The organism is Companilactobacillus insicii (assembly GCF_003946015.1).
Classification (GTDB): Bacteria; Bacillota; Bacilli; order Lactobacillales; family Lactobacillaceae; genus Companilactobacillus; species Companilactobacillus insicii.
In genome coordinates this window covers 1-21,392 of sequence record NZ_RHNU01000039.1, presented here as the reverse complement: position 1 = coordinate 21,392, position 21,392 = coordinate 1, and the positions used below count along the sequence as shown (strand labels likewise).

27 protein-coding genes are annotated in these 21,392 nt (G+C 35.5%); 23 read left to right on the top strand and 4 right to left on the bottom strand.

All coding sequences use genetic code 11. The annotated features are described in order from the left end of the window. Nucleotides 1-88 precede the first annotated feature (88 nt). A complete protein-coding gene (locus EKM79_RS10625; RefSeq protein WP_125568606.1) occupies nucleotides 89-1,426 on the bottom strand; it encodes a Mur ligase family protein in 1,338 nt (445 codons plus the stop codon). Between the two features lie 151 nt (nucleotides 1,427-1,577). On the opposite strand from EKM79_RS10625, the gene EKM79_RS10620 reads away from it, so the two are divergent. From EKM79_RS10620 to EKM79_RS10515, 22 genes are all read left to right on the top strand, one after another. Continuing rightward, nucleotides 1,578-2,159 carry a thymidine kinase gene (locus EKM79_RS10620; protein WP_125568604.1) on the top strand — a complete coding sequence of 194 codons (582 nt, stop codon included), beginning with the start codon at nucleotides 1,578-1,580 and terminating at the stop codon, nucleotides 2,157-2,159. An 18-nt stretch (nucleotides 2,160-2,177) separates the two neighbouring features. Beyond that, a complete protein-coding gene (gene prfA / locus EKM79_RS10615) occupies nucleotides 2,178-3,275 on the top strand; it encodes a peptide chain release factor 1 (RefSeq protein ID WP_125568602.1) in 1,098 nt (365 codons plus the stop codon). Continuing rightward, entirely contained in the window at nucleotides 3,220-4,104 is an 885-nt protein-coding gene (gene prmC, locus EKM79_RS10610; protein WP_125568600.1) for a peptide chain release factor N(5)-glutamine methyltransferase, read from the top strand. The genes prfA and prmC overlap by 56 nt, the downstream gene beginning before the upstream one ends. 3 nt (nucleotides 4,105-4,107) lie before the next feature. Continuing rightward, entirely contained in the window at nucleotides 4,108-5,118 is a 1,011-nt protein-coding gene (locus EKM79_RS10605) for an L-threonylcarbamoyladenylate synthase (protein WP_125568598.1), read from the top strand. Nucleotides 5,119-5,162: 44 nt separating this feature from the next. Beyond that, the gene (gene upp, locus EKM79_RS10600; protein ID WP_125568596.1) at nucleotides 5,163-5,792 is read left to right on the top strand and encodes a uracil phosphoribosyltransferase; all 630 of its coding nucleotides are present in this window, start codon (nucleotides 5,163-5,165) and stop codon (nucleotides 5,790-5,792) included. 89 nt (nucleotides 5,793-5,881) lie between these two features. Beyond that, on the top strand, nucleotides 5,882-6,592 hold the full coding sequence (gene atpB / locus EKM79_RS10595; protein WP_125568594.1) for a F0F1 ATP synthase subunit A: 711 nt from the start codon (nucleotides 5,882-5,884) through the stop codon (nucleotides 6,590-6,592). A gap of 24 nt (nucleotides 6,593-6,616) precedes the next feature. After that, entirely contained in the window at nucleotides 6,617-6,829 is a 213-nt protein-coding gene (gene atpE, locus EKM79_RS10590) for a F0F1 ATP synthase subunit C (protein ID WP_025024264.1), read from the top strand. Nucleotides 6,830-6,952: 123 nt separating this feature from the next. Next, the gene (gene atpF / locus EKM79_RS10585) at nucleotides 6,953-7,426 is read left to right on the top strand and encodes a F0F1 ATP synthase subunit B (protein WP_425454032.1); all 474 of its coding nucleotides are present in this window, start codon (nucleotides 6,953-6,955) and stop codon (nucleotides 7,424-7,426) included. Continuing rightward, nucleotides 7,413-7,961, top strand: a complete 549-nt coding sequence (gene atpH, locus EKM79_RS10580) for an ATP synthase F1 subunit delta (RefSeq protein ID WP_125568590.1) — start codon at nucleotides 7,413-7,415, stop codon at nucleotides 7,959-7,961. The genes atpF and atpH overlap by 14 nt, the downstream gene beginning before the upstream one ends. Before the next feature lie 15 nt (nucleotides 7,962-7,976). Next, nucleotides 7,977-9,503 carry a F0F1 ATP synthase subunit alpha gene (gene atpA / locus EKM79_RS10575; protein ID WP_125568588.1) on the top strand — a complete coding sequence of 509 codons (1,527 nt, stop codon included), beginning with the start codon at nucleotides 7,977-7,979 and terminating at the stop codon, nucleotides 9,501-9,503. A gap of 17 nt (nucleotides 9,504-9,520) precedes the next feature. Then, a complete protein-coding gene (locus EKM79_RS10570; RefSeq protein ID WP_125568586.1) occupies nucleotides 9,521-10,438 on the top strand; it encodes a F0F1 ATP synthase subunit gamma in 918 nt (305 codons plus the stop codon). A gap of 20 nt (nucleotides 10,439-10,458) precedes the next feature. Then, nucleotides 10,459-11,913, top strand: coding sequence for a F0F1 ATP synthase subunit beta (gene atpD, locus EKM79_RS10565; protein WP_125568584.1), 1,455 nt, complete (start codon nucleotides 10,459-10,461; stop codon nucleotides 11,911-11,913). Between the two features lie 15 nt (nucleotides 11,914-11,928). Next, nucleotides 11,929-12,360, top strand: coding sequence for a F0F1 ATP synthase subunit epsilon (locus EKM79_RS10560; protein WP_125568582.1), 432 nt, complete (start codon nucleotides 11,929-11,931; stop codon nucleotides 12,358-12,360). Between the two features lie 182 nt (nucleotides 12,361-12,542). Continuing rightward, nucleotides 12,543-12,773 (top strand): DUF1146 family protein, encoded by a 231-nt coding sequence (locus tag EKM79_RS10555; protein ID WP_125568610.1) that lies wholly within the window; start codon nucleotides 12,543-12,545, stop codon nucleotides 12,771-12,773. 29 nt (nucleotides 12,774-12,802) lie between these two features. After that, on the top strand, nucleotides 12,803-14,125 hold the full coding sequence (murA, locus tag EKM79_RS10550; protein ID WP_125568580.1) for a UDP-N-acetylglucosamine 1-carboxyvinyltransferase: 1,323 nt from the start codon (nucleotides 12,803-12,805) through the stop codon (nucleotides 14,123-14,125). Between the two features lie 105 nt (nucleotides 14,126-14,230). Continuing rightward, the gene (gene mreB, locus EKM79_RS10545) at nucleotides 14,231-15,220 is read left to right on the top strand and encodes a rod shape-determining protein (protein ID WP_125568578.1); all 990 of its coding nucleotides are present in this window, start codon (nucleotides 14,231-14,233) and stop codon (nucleotides 15,218-15,220) included. Between the two features lie 8 nt (nucleotides 15,221-15,228). Next, nucleotides 15,229-15,411, top strand: a complete 183-nt coding sequence (locus tag EKM79_RS10540) for a DNA-directed RNA polymerase subunit beta (RefSeq protein ID WP_125568576.1) — start codon at nucleotides 15,229-15,231, stop codon at nucleotides 15,409-15,411. Between the two features lie 5 nt (nucleotides 15,412-15,416). After that, nucleotides 15,417-15,707, top strand: a complete 291-nt coding sequence (yidD, locus tag EKM79_RS10535; RefSeq protein ID WP_125568608.1) for a membrane protein insertion efficiency factor YidD — start codon at nucleotides 15,417-15,419, stop codon at nucleotides 15,705-15,707. A gap of 9 nt (nucleotides 15,708-15,716) precedes the next feature. Continuing rightward, nucleotides 15,717-15,938: a DUF2969 family protein gene (locus EKM79_RS10530; protein WP_125568574.1), complete on the top strand. Its 222-nt coding sequence runs from the start codon at nucleotides 15,717-15,719 to the stop codon at nucleotides 15,936-15,938. Nucleotides 15,939-15,949: 11 nt separating this feature from the next. Next, on the top strand, nucleotides 15,950-17,152 hold the full coding sequence (locus EKM79_RS10525; RefSeq protein ID WP_125568572.1) for an FtsW/RodA/SpoVE family cell cycle protein: 1,203 nt from the start codon (nucleotides 15,950-15,952) through the stop codon (nucleotides 17,150-17,152). 9 nt (nucleotides 17,153-17,161) lie between these two features. Further along, the gene (locus tag EKM79_RS10520) at nucleotides 17,162-17,455 is read left to right on the top strand and encodes a glycine cleavage system H family protein (protein WP_125568570.1); all 294 of its coding nucleotides are present in this window, start codon (nucleotides 17,162-17,164) and stop codon (nucleotides 17,453-17,455) included. A 101-nt stretch (nucleotides 17,456-17,556) separates the two neighbouring features. Continuing rightward, entirely contained in the window at nucleotides 17,557-18,420 is an 864-nt protein-coding gene (locus EKM79_RS10515) for a helix-turn-helix domain-containing protein (RefSeq protein WP_125568568.1), read from the top strand. A 78-nt stretch (nucleotides 18,421-18,498) separates the two neighbouring features. On the opposite strand, the gene EKM79_RS10510 is transcribed toward EKM79_RS10515, so the two are convergent. The 3 genes from EKM79_RS10510 to EKM79_RS10500 form a co-directional block, all read right to left on the bottom strand. Next, complete coding sequence (locus tag EKM79_RS10510) at nucleotides 18,499-18,975, bottom strand: universal stress protein (protein ID WP_125568566.1); 477 nt, start codon at nucleotides 18,973-18,975, stop codon at nucleotides 18,499-18,501. A gap of 75 nt (nucleotides 18,976-19,050) precedes the next feature. After that, nucleotides 19,051-19,332, bottom strand: a complete 282-nt coding sequence (locus tag EKM79_RS10505; RefSeq protein WP_125568564.1) for a hypothetical protein — start codon at nucleotides 19,330-19,332, stop codon at nucleotides 19,051-19,053. Then, entirely contained in the window at nucleotides 19,332-20,624 is a 1,293-nt protein-coding gene (locus EKM79_RS10500; RefSeq protein ID WP_125568562.1) for a replication-associated recombination protein A, read from the bottom strand. The genes EKM79_RS10505 and EKM79_RS10500 overlap by 1 nt, the downstream gene beginning before the upstream one ends. A 91-nt stretch (nucleotides 20,625-20,715) precedes the next feature. Between EKM79_RS10500 and EKM79_RS10495 the strand changes: the two genes are divergently transcribed. Beyond that, nucleotides 20,716-21,318: a DUF1054 family protein gene (locus EKM79_RS10495; RefSeq protein ID WP_125568560.1), complete on the top strand. Its 603-nt coding sequence runs from the start codon at nucleotides 20,716-20,718 to the stop codon at nucleotides 21,316-21,318. Nucleotides 21,319-21,392 lie beyond the last annotated feature (74 nt).

Sequence of the window (21,392 nt, the reverse complement as noted above, 5' to 3'; positions counted from 1 at the left end):
AAGATTGGATCATATTTTGTCATAAAAAATGCCCTACAATCGTTAGATTTCTTGTCTAACAATTGTAGGGCACTTCAAGGCTTCGTCTTTACTTTATGTATCCATTATCACTAAGGTTTTTTCTAAGTCCCAACATAGCGGTGTATGTAGCTAATACGTATATCTTTTTTGTTGGAATGTTAGGTATTTGTTTTACGAAATTTTCAATTTCTACTGTTTCAATATTTTTATTCATATCTAATCCAGCAATTTTAAACCTATATGTTACATCCTTTACTCTTTTTCCACCGGTTATTACAAGTGGTATTTTGTTATAATCAAAATCTTCGAAATTTGCATCCCAAATCCAGCTAGTATCGATACCATCGGCATAATTGGCATTTAATAGAAATGCGAGTGAGTAATCGGATTTGTCACTAAGAATTGTTTCAATTACTTGATTCAATCCTACGGGATTTTTAACAAGAATGATATTTACATCTTTATCGTTAACAGTAATTGTTTCTTGACGACCAAATACTTTTTCATCATACGAGAATGCTTTTTCAATTTGTTTAATGCTTATTCCCATTTCTGAAGCAATTGCATAGGCAGCAAGAGCGTTATAAACGTTATATTTACCGCCGATATTCATTGTAAAGGGATGTCCATCAATCTCAAATTCAGTTTTGTTGGGGAGTAACGTTTTTATATCAGTTACTTGGTACTTCAAGTCATTTTGCTTGAATCCACAATTTGGACAGAAGTAACTACCAAGGTTGGCATATGAGATAGTATGATAATGCATGATGTGATTACATTTAGGACACAATACACCGTCAGTGTTAGTTGGCGCCTTGATATCTTCATTTTCATGTCCTTTGCTTGAGAAACCATAGTAGATAACTTTGTTAGGCAAGTCCTTAGATGAAAAAATTGCCGCATCTCCATTAGCAATGATAGTTGCTTCAGGAGCTAGCTTAATACCATCTAGTATTTTTTGATAGGTAGTATATATTTCACCGTAGCGGTCCATTTGATCACGGAAAATATTAGTTAATACAAAATATTTAGGCTTTATGTATTTACAAATAATTTCTACATTAGCCTCGTCAACTTCCAAAATTGCTAATGGACGTTTGCTCTTTTTGTGATGAGTAACAAAACTCGTAACAATACCTTGAATCATATTTGATCCAGTTGGATTTGTTAGAACATCATCGTACTTTTGCGTAGCCATTTTATTGATTAGTGAAGTTGTCAAAGTTTTACCGTTTGTACCAGTTACGATTACTAAATCGTAATTTTTACCGAGACTTTTTAAGATATCTGGATCAATCTTATAAGCAATTTTTCCGGGATATGAAGATCCACCATTAAAGAACTTACTCAAAATAAAATAAGATGTTTTTCCAGTAAGTGTTGCAATGCTTGATTTAAATGTCATTTTAAAACCCCAATTAGTTTATATTAGAAATATATTATCACACCTAAATTACATTTTATCGGATTTTGATTGAATTTACTCAATGTTTAATATGTTCAATCGTCATTTTTTTAGTTATAATCTTCAAGGACGTAAATTTGGAGGCAGAGTATTGGCGCAATTATTTTTTAAGTATGGTGCTATGAATAGTGGAAAATCTATCGAGATTTTGAAAGTGGCACACAACTATGAAGAACAAGGCAAGTCAGTTATTCTGATGACGAGTATTTTGGACACTCGATCAGGAACTGGTAGAATAAAAAGTCGAATGGGTTTAACAAGAGATGCTATTGCATTAAAAAAGGACTCAAACATTTATGATATTGTTAAGAGTGAGAACCCCAATGCGGCTTGTGTATTAATTGATGAATGTCAATTCATGAATAAGAATCAAGTTTTGGAAGCTACACAAGTGGTTGATGATCTTGGCATACCTGTTATGGCATTTGGATTGAAGAATGATTTCAAGAACGAACTGTTCGAAGGAACTAAGTACTTGTTGTTATATGCAGATAAGTTGGAAGAAATGAAAACTATTTGTTGGTTCTGTAAAAAGAAGGCAACTATGAATATGCGTGTGTCAGATGGCAAACCTGTATATGAGGGTGAGCAAGTATCAATTGGCGGTAATGAGGCATATTATCCTGTTTGTCGTCGCCACTATAACCATCCTCCAATGTTAACTAATGACTAAGAAAGGAAAATAATTTAATTGGATAAAATATTAGAACAACTTGAAACATTAGTTGAAAGATATGCCGAATTACAAGAGTTAATGAGTGATCCGGAAGTTATTAATGATACTAAGCGTTATATGGCTTACTCAAAAGAAGAAGCTGATATGCGTGACGTTGTTAAAGCTTATAATCGCTACAAAGAATTACAAAAGAGTATCAGTGATAGCGATGAAATTATGCGTGAAACTGACGACGCTGAAATGCAAGCTATGGCAAAAGATGAAATGAATTCATCTAAAGAAGAAGCAGAAAAACTGGAACATGAAATCACTTTGTTGATGCTTCCAAAGGATCCTAATGATGATAAAAATATTATTATGGAAATCCGTGGAGCCGCCGGTGGGGATGAAGCTAGCTTATTCGCTGCTGACTTGTTAAGTATGTATAGTAAATATGCTGAAAAACAAGGCTGGAACTTTGATATTATTGATGAGAACTCGACTGAGGTTGGTGGATATAAGGATGTTGCGGTTATGATTACTGGTAGCCGTGTTTATTCAAAACTGAAGTACGAAAATGGGGCACATCGTGTTCAACGTATTCCAGCTACTGAATCTGCTGGTCGTGTTCATACATCAACTGCAACTGTTGCAGTTATGCCTGAATACGACGAAGTTGATATTGATATTGATCCAAAAGACATTCGTACTGATGTATATCGTTCATCTGGTGCTGGTGGTCAACATATCAACAAGACTTCATCCGCTGTTCGTATGACCCACTTGCCAACTGGTATTGTTGTTGCTATGCAAGATCAACGTTCACAACAACAAAACCGTGAAAAAGCTATGCAAATTTTAAAATCACGTGTTTATGATTATTATGAATCAGAAAACCAAAGTGAATATGATGAAAAACGTAAATCTGCTGTTGGTACCGGGGATCGCTCTGAACGAATTAGAACTTACAATTATCCACAGAATCGTGTAACAGATCACCGAATTGGATTATCATTAAACAAACTGGATCGTATTATGAATGGTGAGCTAGATGAAATTATCGATGCCTTGATTGTTAATGATCAAACTCAAAAATTGGAGCAAATTCAAAGTGGAGAGACTAAGTTATTCTAGTGCCCTGAAAAGGGCTTTTTTAATGCTAAAACAGCAAGATAAGTATCCAGAGGATGCTGAGTATCTTATGGAAGAGCTGACTGGTTTCAATTACACACAGTTACAATTGCATAGAAACGACCCTGTTCCTGGTAAAATTATGCGTCGATTTCGCGATGGTGTGGTTAGACTTGTAATGGATGAACCAGTGCAGTACATCTTAGGTTATGGGTACTTTATGAATAAAAGTTTTACTGTTAGCCAAGATACTTTGATTCCTCGCCAAGAAACAGAAGAAATGGTTCAGAAAATAATTGATGATCATGATACTCGAGCAAAAAACATTTGGGATATAGGTACTGGTTCTGGTGTTATTGCTATAAGTTTGGCTTTGAAATTTCCAGATGACGATATATTAGCAACTGATATTTCAGAAGGTGCGCTTAAAATCGCACAGTTAAATGCTGATAATTATCAAGCCAATAATGTTTTTTTGAAGCAAAGCGATTTATTCCAAAGTGTCAAACCAGAACCTTTTGATATTATCGTATCTAATCCTCCTTATATCTCACAGCGAGAAAAGTCAGTCATGGATCAAAGTGTTATTAAATATGAGCCTGATTTGGCTTTATATGGGGAACAAAATGGATTAGAATTTTACAAGGATATATCATCAAGTGCTGATAATTATTTGAGTGAGTATGGTATTTTGTATATGGAGTTTGGTTATCAACAAAAATCTGCTTTAGAAGAAATTTTTGCTAAAAATATGCCTGAATATAATGTAGAATTTCATAAGGATATGAGTGGCAATTATCGATATCTTAAAGCTGAAAAGGAGAGGGTATAGATTTTGGAAACAGAGATATTAAAAAATACGCAAATAGCGGAAGCTGTAAAGTTTCTTGCTGATGGCAAACTTGTCGCATTTCCGACTGAGACTGTTTACGGTTTAGGTGCAGATGCTACTCGTCCAGATGTTGTAAAAGATGTATATGCAGCAAAGGGTCGTCCTAGTGATAACCCACTAATTGTGCATGTCTCGAGTCCAGAAATGGTTTGGGAGTATGCAGACAATGAGTATAGATCATTAGCAGAGAAGCTTATGAGCAAATTTTGGCCAGGTCCTTTGACAATAATTATGCCTATTCAGCCAGGTAAGCTGTCTAAAGAAGTTACTGGTGGATTGACTACCGCGGCTTTTAGAATGCCAAATAATGAAACTACCTTGAATCTTATCAAGACCTTTGGTAAGCCAATTGTTGGTCCATCCGCTAATACTAGTGGTAAGCCTAGTCCTACTTTAGCCAAACATGTTTATCATGATTTAAATGGTAAAATATCAGCTATTTTGGACGATGGTCCTACTAAAATTGGCGTGGAGTCTACGGTTATCGATCTTTCTGCTGATATACCAGCTGTTCTTCGCCCAGGGATGATTACTGTTAATGATCTTCTACAAGTTCTAGATAATGTTAATAGTGACCATCATAAAGTCGGTGCTGGAGAAACTCCAAAGGCTCCTGGTATGAAGTACAAGCATTATGCACCAAGTGCTCAGGTGGTCATTGTTGATAATGAAAATGATTTTCCAGCAGCTATTTTAGAATATGGAGATAGCAAGTTGGGAATTATGGCCACGGATGATGTCTTATCTAAGATTGGTGATAAAAATAATTTTATCAAGTTTTCTTTAGGCAAAGATATTTATAGTGCATCAAAAGAGTTATTTGCAGGTTTGCGAGGATTGGACGCTAAAGGAACTAAGTACATTCTTGCTCAAGGTTTTCCAGATGCAGATCATGGAGATGCATATAGAAACCGTTTGAACAAATCTGCCGGTCAAAAACATTTCGCTAAATAATGAAACGGCTATTATAAAAGCCGATTAAAAAAGGAGAATTACAAATGTCTAAATTTCAAGTACTAAATCACCCATTAATTCAACACAAGTTAACAATTATTAGAAACAAACATACAGGTACAAAGGTATTCCGTGAAGTTGCCAATGAAATTGGTGAATTAATGGTTTATGAGATTACAAGAGACTTGCCTCTGAAGGATATTGAAATCGAAACTCCTATGGGTAAATCAACTCAAAAAGTACTTGCTGGTAAAAAATTAGCAGTTATTCCGATTCTTCGTGCTGGATTAGGCATGGTTGACGGCGTTCTTGAATTGATTCCAGCTGCTAAAGTTGGTCATATTGGTATGTATCGTGATGAAAAAACACTACAACCTCATGAATATTTTGTTAAATTACCTAGTGATATTGACGAACGTGAGTTGTTCATTGTTGATCCAATGCTAGCTACTGGTGGTTCAGCAAATATGGCTATTGAAGCATTGAAGAAACGTGGTGCTAAGCACATGCGTCTAGTTGTCCTAGTTGCTGCCCCAGAGGGTGTTAAGGCCGTTCAGGAGGCACACCCAGATGTTGATATTTATGCTGCTTCATTAGATGAAAAGATTACTGATAGTGGATATATCTTCCCAGGTTTAGGTGACGCTGGAGATAGACTATTTGGAACTAAATAAAATAAAATCACTGTTTGAATATCTTTTTAGAAGTGTTATTATTTTGTGGTATCAATTGTTTTCAATAAGCGAAGAAAGGGGGGGTATTATTGGATGATAAGTATAAGTTTATTGATTTCTTAGGTTTGAGATTTAATGTTGCTAATGACTTGTCAGCATTGATCTCCGCAATAATTGTATTTGTCTTCGTCTATTCGTTATCTCGTAAGGTTACGATGAGACCTGGTAAGGCTCAGAATGTACTTGAGTGGATTATTGATTTTACGAATAATATCATAAAGTCACTGATGCCTGATGCAGCGGTAAAGCAATTCGGATTGTATGCTTTTGTATTGTTTACGTTCGTATTCTTTGCAAACCAACTGGGATTAATATTCCAAGTTAAAGTAGGCGGTTATACTTATATTAAATCTCCTACAACGAATCCAATGGTAACCATGGCACTTGCCTTGATATCGTTACTGATTTCACATTATTATTCAGTGAAGAAGTTTGGATTTGGCGGTTATGTAAGCAACTACGTAAAACCCGTAGGTTTCTTGTTACCAATAAATATTTTGGAAGAGTTCACCAACTTCTTGACGTTATCACTACGTCTTTACGGTAATATTTTTGCCGGTGAAGTACTTCTTGCACTTATTGGAACTGTTGCTAAGAGTTTTGGAGTTGTTTCGCTAGTGGTCGCTTTACCACTAGAAATGATTTGGCAAGGCTTTTCAGTCTTTATTGGAGCCATCCAAGCGTATGTATTTACCACATTATCTATGGTTTATATTTCACGTAAACTGGAACAAGAATAATTTTTATTGGAGGAATTTTAAATCATGAAAGAAATCGCGGCAGCTATTGCAGCTAGTTTTGCAGCTCTTGGAGCATCTATCGGTAACGGACTTGTTATTTCAAAGACAATGGAAAGTATGGCTCGTCAACCAGAAATTTCTGGTGATTTAAGAGCCACAATGTTCATTGGTGTTGGTTTGATTGAAGCTGTTCCTATTATCGCCATCGCTATTGCATTCGTTATTCTTTTCGTATAATACATACAGATTAATCCGGCGATAATAATTAAGTCGCCTTTTTATGTTTTATAGGAAAGGAAGGAGTGGAGAATATTGGCAAGTTTATTAGTGCTTGGAGCAGGTAAATTGGCTTTAGGTGACATGCTTTTTATTCTTATCTCATTCGTCCTTCTTACAGCTCTTGTTAAGAAATTTGCATGGGGTCCTGTCACAAAGATGATGGATGCTAGATCAGAGAAGATATCCGGTGATCTGGATTATGCTGATCAAGAACGTGCACGTGCTGACAAGCTTGCGAAGGAACGTGAAGATGCACTTAAGAATTCACGTGCTGAAGCTATTGACATCGTTAATAAGGCCAAAGAAAATGGTGAAGATCAAAAGAAAACCATTATGGCTGATGCTCATAGTGAAGCTGAATCGGTAAGACAAAAAGCTAAGTCAGATGCTGAACGAGCTAAACAAGAAGCTATGAAAGATGCCCAAAATGACATCGCTAGCTTGTCTTTGGAAGTAGCCTCAAAAGTTATTGCCAAGGAGCTTAATGCAAATGACCAAAAGTCACTGATCGACTCTTATATTAAGGAGTTGACTGTAAACAATGAAACTAAGTAAATTCCAAGTGGGAAAACGTTACAGTAGAGCGCTTTATGAAGTAGCACAAGAACAAGGTTCAATTGATAATACCTTGGAAGAGATTCAATCTCTTGCTACAGTATTTTCAGAAAATCCTGGTTTAAATATTGCTTTTTCAGGACGTTCAATTTCTCGCGCTGAAAAATCGAAAATTGTAGACAATTTAAAATCTGGACATAGTGAACTAGTTCAAGATTTTATCAGTATGCTTTTTGATAGGGATCGACTGAACTGTGTAAATGATATTGCAGATGCATTCATTAAAAGATACGATACCGATAATGGTATTGTAGAAGTAACTGTTAAATCAGTAGTTGAATTGGATTCTGATCAAGAAGAGAAACTAAAGTCTGTAGTTAAAGATAGATTTTCAGTAAATAAAGTAAATTTAACGAAAATAGTAGATCCATCCATCATCGGTGGGATTATTATCCGTGTTGGTGATCAAGTTATAGATGGAAGTGTCGTTAAGAGATTTAACGACATTAAACATATGCTATTGGTTAACAAATAAGTCGAGGTGAAAAGAATGAGCATCAAAACTGAAGAGATTAGTTCACTGATTAAAGAGCAGTTGAAGAACTATAAAAATGAACTCTCAGTTGATGAAGTAGGTACAGTTACATACGTCGGTGATGGTATCGCTCGTGCTAATGGCCTTGAAAATGCTATGGCATCTGAGTTACTTGAGTTCCAAGACGGTACATATGGTGTGGCTCAAAACCTTGAAAGTGATGATGTAGGTATTATCATTTTAGGAAACTACGATCAAATTCGTGAAGGCGATACAGTTAAAAGAACTGGTCGTATCATGGAAGTTCCAGTAGGTGATGATCTTATTGGACGTGTCGTTAATTCTTTGGGTCAACCTGTTGACGGTTTAGGTGACATCAAAACAGACAAGACAAGACCTATTGAATCACCTGCACCTGGTGTTATGCAACGTAAGTCAGTTTTTGAACCATTACAAACAGGTTTGAAGGCTGTCGATTCGCTTGTACCTATCGGTCGTGGTCAACGTGAATTAATTATCGGTGACCGTAAGACTGGTAAAACTTCAATCGCTATTGATACAATTATCAATCAAAAAGATCAAGACATGATTTGTGTTTATGTCGCAATTGGTCAAAAGGAATCAACAATTAGAAGTCAAGTTGAGACTTTGAGAAAGAACGGTGCGATGGATTATACCATCGTTGTTGAAGCTGGTCCTAGTCAACCCGCTCCTATGTTGTACTTTGCACCATACGCTGGAGCAGCTATGGGTGAATACTTTATGTATAACGGCAAACACGTTCTTATCGTATACGATGACTTAAGCAAGCAAGCTAATGCCTATCGTGAAGTGTCACTATTGCTTCGTAGACCACCTGGGCGTGAAGCATATCCTGGTGATGTTTTCTACTTACATTCACGTTTACTAGAACGTGCTGCTAAGTTGAGTGATGATTTGGGTGGTGGTTCAATGACTGCCTTACCAATTGTTGAAACACAAGCCGGTGATATTTCCGCATATATTCCAACTAATGTTATTTCCATTACAGATGGACAGATTTTCTTGAGTAGTGATTTGTTCTATTCAGGTACTCGTCCTGCTATCAACGCTGGTGAATCAGTTTCCCGTGTTGGTGGTGACGCACAGATCAAAGCTATGAAGAAAGTTGCTGGTACATTACGTCTAGATCTATCTTCATATCGTGAACTAGAATCATTTGCGCAATTTGGTTCTGATCTTGATGAAGCTACAAAAGCTAAGCTAGATCGTGGTAGTCGTACTGTTGAAGTTCTAAAGCAACCTGTTCACGCTCCAATGGCTGTTGAAAAACAAGTATTGATCTTGTTTGCTTTGACAAGAGGCTTCCTTGATAAAGTTGCTGTTGATGATCTTCAAGAATATGAAGCTTCACTTTCTGAATTTTTCGACGCAAATCATGCTGATCTCTTAACAGAAATCAAAGAAAAAGGTACATTACCTGACGAAGACAAGATGAACGCAGGTGTAAAAGAATTCACTGAAAACTTCTTGGCTTCAAAATCTGAAAAGCAAGATAAATAATACAGGAGGTTTAAATTATGGCTGAGTCACTTATGGATATAAAAAGAAGAATTTCTTCTACTAAGAAAACCGGTCAAATAACAAGAGCCATGCAAATGGTTTCTGGTGCTAAACTCTCTCGTATTGAAAAGAAATCTATTGCTTATCAATTGTACGCAAAAAAAGTTGAGGACATTATTCGTCATTTAACAATGGGAAACTTGTTCAAAGATATTCCAGTAACAGAAAATTCTTCTGATCCTTGGAGTTTGAACAATCTTCTTAAAGTGCGTGAGGTAAAAAAGACAGCTTATGTTGTTTTAACTAGTGACCGTGGTTTAGTTGGTGGATATAATAGTAATATTCTAAAGGCTATGATGGATATTTTCCGTACTAAATATCATAATGATAAGAGTAAGTTTACTGTTATTTCATTAGGAAATACTGGTACAGAATTCTTCAAAGCTCGTGGAATTGATATTTCATATGAATATCGTGGATTACCTGATATTCCTACAGTTAAAGATGTAACTCCAATTGTAAAAACTATGTTACAACTGTATCAAGCAGGTACATTTGATGAAATTTATATCTGTCATAATCACCACGTTAATTCTTTAGTTTCGAGATTCACAACTGATAAGTTGTTGCCTCTTGAACAAGCTAAAGATTCAACACAAGAAGAAGAACATATTGCTAGTGAGTATATTACAGATCCAAGTCCTGAAGCGGTCTTGTCTGCGATTGTACCTCAATATATTGAATCTTTAATTTTCGGAGCAATGATGGATGCAAAGACAGCGGAACACGCTGCTTCTGTTACAGCCATGAAGAGTGCTACTGATAATGCCGATGAATTGATTTCTGATCTTTCACTGCATTATAATCGTGCTCGTCAAGCTCAAATTACTACAGAGATCACTGAAATTGTCGGCGGTGCTGCTGCACTAGAATAGTTTAGAAAGGAGCCAAATAAATGAGTAGCAAAGGTAAAGTTATTCAGGTAATCGGTCCGGTTGTTGATGTTGAGTTTCCTTTAGATGGAGATCTTCCAGAACTTAATGACGCTTTGGTTATTAAGAAAAATGACGGATCAAAAATTACCCTAGAAGTTGCTCTAGAGCTAGGTGATGGCGCCTTACGTGCTATTTCCATGAGTTCTACTGATGGACTTCAAAGAGGTGCTGAAGTTGTTAATACAGGCGCATCTATTTCTGTTCCTGTCGGAAAAGAAACATTAGGTCGTGTGTTTAACGTATTAGGTGAAACAATTGATGGAGGTAAGGAATTTCCTGCTGATTTCAGAAGAGATAGTATTCACCGTAATGCACCTGCATATGATGAATTAAATACATCAACAGAAATTCTTGAAACAGGTATTAAAGTTATTGACCTTCTTGAACCATATGTTCGTGGTGGTAAAGTTGGATTGTTCGGTGGTGCCGGTGTTGGTAAAACCGTTCTTATTCAAGAGTTAATCCATAATATTGCTGAAGAGCATGGTGGTATCTCAGTATTTACTGGTGTTGGTGAAAGAACACGTGAAGGTAACGACCTTTATTATGAAATGAAGGAGTCAGGTGTTCTTGAAAAGACAGCCATGGTTTATGGTCAAATGAATGAATCACCTGGTGCTCGTATGCGTGTTGCCTTAACAGGTTTGACAATTGCTGAGTACTTCCGTGATGTTGAAGGACAAGATGTTCTATTATTTATTGATAACATCTTTAGATTTACACAGGCTGGTTCTGAAGTTTCAGCCCTATTAGGTCGTATGCCTTCAGCCGTTGGTTATCAACCAACATTGGCTACAGAAATGGGTCAATTGCAAGAAAGAATTACTTCTAATAAGAAGGGTTCAATTACTTCAATTCAAGCCGTTTATGTTCCTGCTGATGATTATACTGATCCTGCTCCAGCTACAACTTTCGCCCATTTGGATGCTACAACTAACTTGGAACGTAAGTTAACTGAGCAAGGTATTTATCCAGCTGTTGATCCACTAGCATCATCATCTTCTGCTCTGGACCCATCAATTGTTGGTGAAGAGCACTATAAAGTTGCTACTACGGTTCAACAAGTTCTTCAAAGATACCGTGAATTGCAAGATATTATCTCAATTCTTGGTATGGATGAATTATCTGACGAAGAAAAAACTGTTGTTGCACGTGCAAGACGTATCCAATTCTTCTTGTCACAAAACTTCAGTGTTGCGGAACAGTTTACAGGTAGACCAGGTTCTTATGTTCCTGTTGATGAAACAGTTAAGGACTTTAAGGCCATTCTTGATGGTAAATACGATGATGTTCCAGAAGATGCCTTCAACGGTGTTGGTGGAATTGATGATGTAATCGAAAAAGCCAAAGGTATGGGTTGGACACCTGCAGACGAACAAAATGATGATAACGCTGCTGAGGCAGTCGCTAACTAATAAGGAGGGGATAATATGGCTGATCCAAATCATATTGTGACGGTCAATATTGTTACTCCTGATGGTGTTGTATATGACCATCATGGTAATCTAGTTGTTGTGAATGCACTTGATGGTGATATTGGTATCATGGCAGGTCATGAGCCAATTATTGCACCAATTAAGATTTCTGAAGTTCGTGTAAAACGTACTGATGATCCACATCACGAAGATGCCATCGCTGTTAACGGCGGATTCTTGGAGTTCAGCAATGATCTAGTTTCTATCGTGGCTAACAGTGCTGAAAGAGCTAGAGATATTGATTTAAGACGTGCCCAATATCAAAAACAAAAGGCTGAAGAAACAATTAAAACAGCTGAAGAGAAACACAATGTTGATGACTTAGCACGTGCTCAAGTTTCTTTACGTAAAGCTATGAATAGAATCAATGTTAGTTCGCATAAATAATGAACATTTATAAAAGAGATTAATGTAATCTTCATTTTGAAGATACATTAATCTCTTTTTTTGCTTTTAAAAAGGGGAGATTTCAATTTGTCAAATTTTCTGCTAATATTTTAAAGTAACCTTAAAAATTAAAGGAAAATCAAATTTCAAGTGTTACGATTAAAAAAAGTGAGGTTTTATTGATGACAAGTTTAGGAATAAATGCGATAATTACGCTGGTTAGTCACGTGGTATTTATATGGATAAGTTTTAATGCTTTACAAGTTGTAGATTGGCGAAAAATTTATAACAAATCTAACCCTAGAATGTTACAATTACTTGTGGCGTTTGTTTCAATCGCTTTAGGATACACTGTGAGTTCGTTTTTCTTGAATATCATTAGTGTTTCACAAAATCTAACCTTACTTTTTTAAATGATTCCAACGTTTTGGAGGAGAATATTGTGCAACAAATAATCGTAAATGGACCTAGTCAGTTAAAAGGAACTGTAAGAATTGAGGGTGCTAAAAATGCTGCGCTACCTATTTTAGCGTCAACATTATTGGCTTCTGAAGGAAAGACTTCCTTATCAAATATCCCTCCACTATCAGACGTTACAACGATGGCAAAGGTTCTAAAGGCCTTGCAAGCTAGTGTAACTTTTGATGAAAATGACGAAGTTTTAACTGTTGATACTTCAAATGGTATTTCTACAACAGCGCCAGAAGAGCTTGTTGATAAAATGCGCGCTTCTATCGTTGTTTTAGGACCTCTATTGGCTCGTAGTAAAGAAGCTCATGTAGCGATGCCTGGTGGATGTGCAATCGGTTCTAGACCTATTGATTTACATATCAAGGGACTAGAAGCAATGGGTGCAGAGTTCACTCAAAACGGTGGCTATATTGATGCTAAGACAGATGGTTTGCATGGAGCAAATATTTATTTAGATTTTCCAAGTGTTGGAGCAACACAAAATATTATGATGGCTGCGTCACTTGCTGACGGCGTTACTGTAATTGATAATGTTGCACGTGAGCCAGAGATAGTTGATTTGGCTAATGTTCTTAATAAGATGGGTGCAGAAATAAGCGGTGCAGGAACAAATACTATTCGAGTAACCGGTGTGAAGAAGATGCATGGTTGTGAACACATGATTATGCAAGATCGTATTGAAGCAGGTACATTTATGGTGGCTGCTGCCGTTACGAACGGTGATATTCTCGTAAAAGACGCTGTTGCTATGCATAATAAGCCTCTGATCTCAAAGCTTGAGGAAATGGGCGTTACGATTGAAGAATCAGATGCAGGTATCAGAGTTGTCGGAACTAACCAATTGAAACCAGTGGATGTTAAGACATTGCCTCATCCTGGTTTTCCAACAGATATGCAAGCTCAAATGACACTAGCACAATTATTGAGTGTCGGAACTACCGTTATGACGGAAACAGTTTTTGAAAATCGCTTTATGCATTTTCCAGAATTCGGGAAAATGAAAGCTGATTATAAGATTGAAGGTAATTCTGTAATAATGTTTGGGCCTGCTCAATTGTCAGGCGCTAATGTGGCTGCTACTGATTTGCGTGCAGCTGCAGCATTGGTTTTGGCAGGATTAGTTGCTGAAGGTGAAACAAGAGTTTCAAATCTTCAATATTTAGATCGTGGATATTACCGTTTTACTGAGAAGTTAAGAGAATTAGGTGCCAATGTTAGACGTGTTTCGATTGACGAAAGTGGTCGGGAGAGTCTAGTATTAAATACAGTATCTAGTGTTACGAAATTAGCTTAAAATAACTTTAGAAAGTGGTTCTCCACTTTCTTTTTTTATTGATAAATAAATATGATACGCTGGTTTATGATATACTTTTTGTGTTTAGATTTTGGAGGATACAGCATGGCAAAATATCTAGGAATTGATTTAGGTACCGCAAATGTACTTATAGATGTAAAAGGAGAAGGTATCGTCTTAAACGAGCCTTCTGTAGTCGCAATTAATACCAAGAATGATGATGTCGTTGCAGTCGGTAAAGATGCTTATATGATGGTTGGTAGAACCCCTGCCAACATTAAAGCTGTTAGGCCGCTAAAAGACGGTGTTATTGCAGATTTTAATATTACAGAAAAAATGCTTCAATACTTTATTGATAAGTTAAATGTTGGTAGTCGTTTCTCGAAGCCAACTATAATGATTTGTGCTCCGACAAATGTTACTCCGGTTGAACAAAAGGCTATTATCGAAGCTGCTGAGCAAGCTGGTGGAGGTAAGGTTTATTTACAACTTGAGCCTAAAGTAGCTGCGGTAGGGGCTGGTCTCGATATTTTTAAACCGCAAGGTAATATGGTTATTGATATTGGTGGAGGTACTAGTGATATTGCTGTTCTTTCAATGGGAGATGTTGTTACAAGTCGTTCATTGAGATTTGCTGGTGATAAAATGACTGGTGCTATTCAAGCGTTTGTTAAGCAAAACCACAGTTTAATTATTGGTGAAAGAACTGCGGAACAAATTAAAATTGAAATAGGTTGTGCCATGGATGCTGACGAAGATGTCACATTCTCAGCAAGTGGTATTGATATAGTATCTGGTTTGCCTAAAGAGATTACTATCAATGAAAAAGAAGTAGAAAAAGCTCTTAGTGATGGTGTGGCTCAAATTATCGAAGCCGCTAAGGGAGTTTTGGAACAAACTCCTCCTGAATTATCAGCTGATATAATTGATCGTGGCATCATGTTAACTGGAGGTGGAGCACTTCTCAAGAATCTTGATAAGCTTTTGGCAGAAAAACTGCAGGTTCCTGTTTTGATGACTGAGAGTCCATTGGATTCAGTTGCTTTAGGAACTGGAATTTTGCTAGATAATATAGAAAAACATAAGAAATATTAAGGTGAAAAATGAAACGAGACTTTGGTAAAGAATATCGTCGTGGTATTTTTAAAAAAATTGGTTGGGTTTTATTACTTATGCTTATTTTTCTAGTTTTAGGTATGTTGATTGGTTCTGCTCTGGGAGGATCAAATCCTCTGGCAGTATTATGGCCCGGCACATGGATGCACATGTTTGATTTCTTGAGATAATTATGATGAAAAAACTATTAATTGGAATGATTCATTTCTATCAAAAATTTATATCACCAGTATTGCCGCCAAGTTGTAGATATTATCCGACTTGTTCGACGTACTTTATAGATGCAGTAAAAAAACATGGTGTTATTTTAGGTTTTATTATGGGAAAAGCACGTATATTACGCTGTAACCCATTTGTTCGTGGTGGTGTTGATCCTGTTCCGGATAATTTCACCATCTTTCGAAATCCTCATCCTGAAGATTACGAGGATGAAATTATTGCTCAGAAATTTCACAATAAAGAATAGGAAGATTTAATGTCAAAATCGAAAAAAGCAGTTGAAATCAATTTAAAAGATATTAGTGACGATCCTGAAAAGTATGAACTTTGGGACGGTAAAAAGTATATTGGTACTATCACTAAAGAAGGAGAACGCTACCTTTCATTTGTTGAAAGTACAGATACTCCTTTTAAATCAGTTAAATTAGACGATGCTATAAATGAATTATTAATGCAGTATAATCTACATAATCATTAATAGGTGTAAAAATGCAAATTAGAAATAGTAAAAAAGAAAATGATTCGGATTCAAGAATCGATTACGGAATAATCTTTTCCGTAATGATGTTAGCTATGATTGGCTTAATGTCTATTTACGTTGCGACTATACAGGACTCGCAAAATCCAATGCGAAATGTTATTTCCCAAGTTGCTTGGTATGCAATTGGTGCGGCAATAATAGCAATCATTATGCAGTTTGATGCTGAGCAGTTATGGCAAGTAGCTAATTATGCATATTATGGTGGATTGGCGCTACTAGTTCTAGTTTTGATATTTTATAGTAGGTCATATGCCGCCACTACTGGTGCCAAAAGTTGGTTTGCAATAGGATCATTTACTTTTCAGCCATCTGAAGTAATGAAACCGGCATTCATCTTAATGATGGGTAAGGTAATTACTAATCATAATAGTGAGTATCAAGTTCACACATTGAAGAATGACTTTTTACTTTTAGGTAAAATGCTTTTATGGACAGCTCCTGTTATTGTTTTGCTAAAGTTACAAAATGATTTAGGTACTTTGTTAGTCTTTGTCGCAATTCTAGGTGGCATGGTGTTAGTATCTGGTATTGACTGGCGGATAATTTTAACAGCATTTTTAGTTGTTGCAGTCATTGGTGGCGCGGCCCTTATGTTTGCTACAACTGATTGGGGTCGTTCAATACTGACACATGCTGGATTCAGAAGTTATCAATTTGCGCGTATTGATAGTTGGCTAAATCCATCTCAAGATACATCCGAAAATGGATATCAGATTTGGCAAAATATGAAAGCAATTGGATCAGGGCAGTTATTTGGTAAAGGCTTCAATGTTTCAAATGTCTATGTCCCAGTTCGTGAGTCTGATATGATTTTTTCAGTTATAGGTGAGAACTTTGGATTTGTTGGTTCATGTATATTGATCCTCTTATATTTCTTGTTAATATATCAAATGATTCAAGTTACATTCGATACTAAGAATGAGTTTTATGCATATGTTTCAACTGGAGTTATTATGATGATATTGTTCCATGTGTTTGAAAATATTGGTATGAGTGTTGGATTACTACCTTTAACTGGTATTCCACTACCGTTTATTTCGCAAGGTGGATCAGCACTTCTTGGTAATATGATTGGTATTGGATTGATTATGTCTATGAGATATCATCATAAAAGTTATATGTTTGAAAATGGTACTTTTAAGCAAAGGTAGGTTTTTTTTATGGCAACTGATAAGTATTTATGGGTTCAAAAAGGTGACAATACAACACGTATAGGTTTGACTGAAGCGGGTCAAGAAGCACTCGGAAAGGTTAAGTTTATTGATCTTCCAGTAGTTGGACGTGAAATTAAGGTCGGAGATTCTACAGGTGAAGTTGAAGCACAAAAGGCTGTAATTGAGTTTGAATCGCCAGTTTCGGGTACAATTGTGAAGGTTAATGATAAATTAACTGATAATCCGGAATTATTAAATGGTTCTGAGAAAGATGCTTGGCTTTTTGAAGTAAATAATTAAATATTTAAAACTTATAGTTTTATTGTTGCTTATTTCTTGCATGTTTTTTTAAGAACTGTTTAAATTATCCTGAAATTAATAAATGAATGGGGATAATTCAAATGAAAATTTTAGGTGAAAAAATTCGCCACTACAGAAAGCTCAGAGGTATTTCTCAATCTGAGCTTGCCGATGGTATTTGTACTCAGGCTACTGTAAGTCTTATTGAGAAAAAGGACAAAATTCCTAGCATGGAAATCTTGGTTCGTATTTGTGAAAGACTGGGTATCACAATGAACCTCGTTATTGTCAATGATGATAGTCAAATTTATTCTATTATTTCTGATATTAAAAATTCATTTTATAAAGATGATTATCAAGGTATCAGTGATAAGTTAGATAAATTGAATGATATTAATGTTAACAATAAACAGGAGATCAAGTTAATTCATTTCTTCAATGGGTTAGTCGAATATGAAATTAACGAAAACTATGACAAGGCTATCTTTGACTTCAATCGTGCAATGAATGTTAACATAGCTAATATTGACATGTATGACATTTTAATTGATGTCTATACTGCTAAAGCCTATGTTAATAAAAAGTCCTTAGACGAGGCTAAAGTTTATTATGGACAGGCTAAGGATTTGATTCAATCCAGTGCAGAGAAGATTAGTGAAGATAACTATCATGATAGTATTTTGATTTATGCTAATATGTCTAAATTATCTTTGGATTTGGAAGATAATCAAAAGGCTATTGACTATGCTAATGAAGGAATTTACATTGCTAAGAAGGAACAATCATTGTTTAAGCTTGATACAATGTATTGTTCAATGGCAGAAGCTGGTACACGTGATGGACAAAAATCTGATGAAGATTACATCAAAGCATATGTGATTTCCAGCATAAACGATAATAAGAATATTTTTGATAAATTAAAATCAAAAATTGATGACATGAATCTAAATATTTTTAATAAATAGTAATTAAAAATTATTAATTTCAAATAAAAAAAGTGAGCCGATTAATTAAAATCAGCTCACTTTTTTTTAATAATTTTTTTATTTTTTGCGTGGTTTTTGAATAGATTTGTTGTCCAAATCAGTTCTTACTACAAGAACATCACATGCGGCTGTTCTTGTTACATATTCGGTAACTGAACCGATTAGTAATCTTTCCATTGCATTTAAACCAGTTGCACCGATCATAATTAAATCTACTCCTAATTTCTTAGGAAAATCAGTAGCAATGATTGCTTTTGGGGCACCGTATTCAATGCTGTAATCGATATCCGTTAATCCAGCATCTTTAGCTGTTTGTACATAACTCTTAACAGTTTCTTTTGCTTTTTCAGTAATTTGTTCAACCATTGTTGAATCAAAACTTGAAACATTTTGAAATGCACGAGTATCGATGACATGTAGTAGATGTACTGCAGCGCTGTTTCTTTTTGCAACTTCCACAGCTTTCTTGAAAGCTAGTTCTGCTTCAAAAGATCCGTCAATTGGTACGAGAATGTTTTTATATTGTTGTAACATATTATCACCCCATTGATTAATTAATAATAACTTGCTTACAACCTTATTTTAGTTGATTGAGGTTGATAAATACAGTCATCTGCGAATATTTGCCAAATAAATTGAAAATCCAGCTGCAACGACACTCCCTAATATTAGGGTTATAAAGTTCGCTTCTTTGCTGCCTATTATCATGATTATTACTCCAGCTATAGAAATTAGTACCAGTAATACTGCTGTAATTATCATTACACTTCTAAGTGTAAGGTTTTCGTTTGGTGAATAAATTAAAAATTTACTATTTCTATGACTCCATAAATTGTATGCTAGTGCTAATAAAAAAATAATAAATATTAACATTAAAATCTTAATTGCCATTATTTCTGTTCACTCCGTTTTGCGTTATTTTTTAAATTATTTAATTGTTCTAGGCGCATTTTTAATGCTTGTTCATATTTTCCTGTTGTATTAGGTGAATAGAATTTTTTATTAATCAAATTATCCGGTAAATATTGTTGATACACCCAGGCATTAGGATAGTCATGCGGTAATTTGTATCCTATACCATGACCTAACTTTTTCGCACCAGAATAGTGGGCATCTTTTAAGTCATCGGGAATTGAAACTGCTTTACCATTTCTTACGTCTTCTAGTGCTGCATCAATTGCTTTCATACCTGAATTTGATTTTGGACATAGGCATAAGTCAATAACAGCATCTGCTAAAGGAATTCGTGCTTCAGGTAATCCAACCATTTGAGCCACTTGTGCAGCTTGTACGGCTCTTTGGCACGCTTGTGGATTAGCTAATCCAATATCCTCATATGCACAGACTAGTAGCCTTCTAATGGCAGTAGTAAGCTCTCCAGCTTCAAGCAATCTGGCCAGATAGAGTAGTGCTGCGTCTGGATCACTTCCACGAATGGATTTTTGAAATGCGGAAATTACATCATAGTGACTGTCACCATCTTTATCTGATGAAATAGCCTTTTTTTGCACTGATTCCTCAATTGACTGCAAATTGATATGAATTATTCCATTTTCTTCTTTAGTAGATAATACCGATAATTCAAGGCCATTTAAAATACTTCTTAAATCTCCATTAGTTGAACTGACCAGTAAATCTAATGCATTGTCATCCAATTTTACATTATATTCACCAAGTCCATTTTCATTATCATTCAGAGCATGTCTAACTGCCTTTTTTAAATCATCTGCTTCAAGTGGCTTTAATTCAAAAATTTGTACACGTGATCTAATTGCGGGGCTAATGTTAATATATGGGTTTTCGGTTGTTGCACCAATTAATATAATTGAACCACTTTCAAGTAGTGGTAATAAAAAGTCTTGTTTAGTTTTGTCTAAGCGATGTATCTCATCAAGAAGCAAGACAACTGTTCCACTCATTTTTGCTTCTTCGGCTACAATTTGTAAATCTTTTTTGCTATCGGTAGCCGCATTTAGTTTGCGAAATGCATATTTAGTACTCCCAGCAATAGCACTGGCAATACTAGTTTTTCCAATCCCAGGTGGTCCATAAAGAATCATTGATGATAGCATTTTTGCATTAACCATCCTACGAATGATTTTATTTGGACCAACTAGATGCTGTTGGCCGACAATTTCATCGATACTGGTGGGCCGCATACGATATGCTAGTGGTTTTTGCATAAATCCTCCTATATAGTACAATATGTATATTCTACAACAGAGAGTGAAGAAAGACGATTTCAATCTTTTAAAAACAAAAAAGGAGATTATCATGTTTGACAAAAGTGATTTTGATGTCTTTAAAGATGATACCTTATCTGGTCGTCTAAATTTAATAAAGCAGCAATTAGATCCCAAATTTGAAATATTTGGAAATAAATTACTTGATAAATTAGAAGAAGAATATAATCAAAAATTTTATTTAAAAATTGCTAAACATCAACGAAGAACTAAGAATCCACCTTCAGATACCTGGTTAGCAATAAATCTAGATAAGAGGGGATATAAGAAAACTCCTCATTTAGAATTGGGATTATGGCCAGATCGCTATTTTATTACCTTTAGTTTGTTGGCTGACGCACATAAGCGAGAGGATTATTATCCGTTGATTAAAAAATGGAATGATCAAGTAGTTTCAGACAATTGGTTAGTATCGAATGATCATACTGTTCCGGAAATGAATACTTCTGATAGTTACAATGATTCCGTTAAACGCTATTCCAAAGTTAAATCAAGTGATTTTGTCTTTGGCTTTGATTTATTGAAAGACTCAGAACAAGTGATTAAAGGCAATTATGATGATTTACTATTTGATAAGTTTATTGAACTAAGTAAATTTCTAGTTGATGCAAATAAAGAGGTTTCGGAAAAATGAAGTGCAAGACAAAAGTTAGACAAAATTAAATATTTAAGCTGCTAAAGCATGTTCCCGGTATTCTACTGGTGACA

What these genes read in the sequence shown, in the direction of transcription:
- EKM79_RS10510 (WP_125568566.1), bottom strand. Translation starts at nt 18,975, where the DNA reads ATGTTACAACAATATAAAAACATTCTCGTACCAATTGACGGATCTTTT.
- prmC (WP_125568600.1), top strand. Translation starts at nt 3,220, where the DNA reads ATGATCAAACTCAAAAATTGGAGCAAATTCAAAGTGGAGAGACTAAGT.
- EKM79_RS10560 (WP_125568582.1), top strand. Translation starts at nt 11,929, where the DNA reads ATGGCTGATCCAAATCATATTGTGACGGTCAATATTGTTACTCCTGAT.
- yidD (WP_125568608.1), top strand. Translation starts at nt 15,417, where the DNA reads ATGAAAAAACTATTAATTGGAATGATTCATTTCTATCAAAAATTTATA.
- EKM79_RS10505 (WP_125568564.1), bottom strand. Translation starts at nt 19,332, where the DNA reads ATGGCAATTAAGATTTTAATGTTAATATTTATTATTTTTTTATTAGCA.
- EKM79_RS10540 (WP_125568576.1), top strand. Translation starts at nt 15,229, where the DNA reads ATGAAACGAGACTTTGGTAAAGAATATCGTCGTGGTATTTTTAAAAAA.
- EKM79_RS10525 (WP_125568572.1), top strand. Translation starts at nt 15,950, where the DNA reads ATGCAAATTAGAAATAGTAAAAAAGAAAATGATTCGGATTCAAGAATC.
- EKM79_RS10495 (WP_125568560.1), top strand. Translation starts at nt 20,716, where the DNA reads ATGTTTGACAAAAGTGATTTTGATGTCTTTAAAGATGATACCTTATCT.
- EKM79_RS10530 (WP_125568574.1), top strand. Translation starts at nt 15,717, where the DNA reads ATGTCAAAATCGAAAAAAGCAGTTGAAATCAATTTAAAAGATATTAGT.
- atpA (WP_125568588.1), top strand. Translation starts at nt 7,977, where the DNA reads ATGAGCATCAAAACTGAAGAGATTAGTTCACTGATTAAAGAGCAGTTG.
- EKM79_RS10520 (WP_125568570.1), top strand. Translation starts at nt 17,162, where the DNA reads ATGGCAACTGATAAGTATTTATGGGTTCAAAAAGGTGACAATACAACA.
- EKM79_RS10500 (WP_125568562.1), bottom strand. Translation starts at nt 20,624, where the DNA reads ATGCAAAAACCACTAGCATATCGTATGCGGCCCACCAGTATCGATGAA.
- atpF (WP_425454032.1), top strand. Translation starts at nt 6,953, where the DNA reads ATGCTTTTTATTCTTATCTCATTCGTCCTTCTTACAGCTCTTGTTAAG.
- EKM79_RS10555 (WP_125568610.1), top strand. Translation starts at nt 12,543, where the DNA reads ATGACAAGTTTAGGAATAAATGCGATAATTACGCTGGTTAGTCACGTG.
- atpD (WP_125568584.1), top strand. Translation starts at nt 10,459, where the DNA reads ATGAGTAGCAAAGGTAAAGTTATTCAGGTAATCGGTCCGGTTGTTGAT.
- EKM79_RS10570 (WP_125568586.1), top strand. Translation starts at nt 9,521, where the DNA reads ATGGCTGAGTCACTTATGGATATAAAAAGAAGAATTTCTTCTACTAAG.
- atpE (WP_025024264.1), top strand. Translation starts at nt 6,617, where the DNA reads ATGAAAGAAATCGCGGCAGCTATTGCAGCTAGTTTTGCAGCTCTTGGA.
- atpH (WP_125568590.1), top strand. Translation starts at nt 7,413, where the DNA reads ATGAAACTAAGTAAATTCCAAGTGGGAAAACGTTACAGTAGAGCGCTT.
- EKM79_RS10625 (WP_125568606.1), bottom strand. Translation starts at nt 1,426, where the DNA reads ATGACATTTAAATCAAGCATTGCAACACTTACTGGAAAAACATCTTAT.
- EKM79_RS10515 (WP_125568568.1), top strand. Translation starts at nt 17,557, where the DNA reads ATGAAAATTTTAGGTGAAAAAATTCGCCACTACAGAAAGCTCAGAGGT.
- upp (WP_125568596.1), top strand. Translation starts at nt 5,163, where the DNA reads ATGTCTAAATTTCAAGTACTAAATCACCCATTAATTCAACACAAGTTA.
- mreB (WP_125568578.1), top strand. Translation starts at nt 14,231, where the DNA reads ATGGCAAAATATCTAGGAATTGATTTAGGTACCGCAAATGTACTTATA.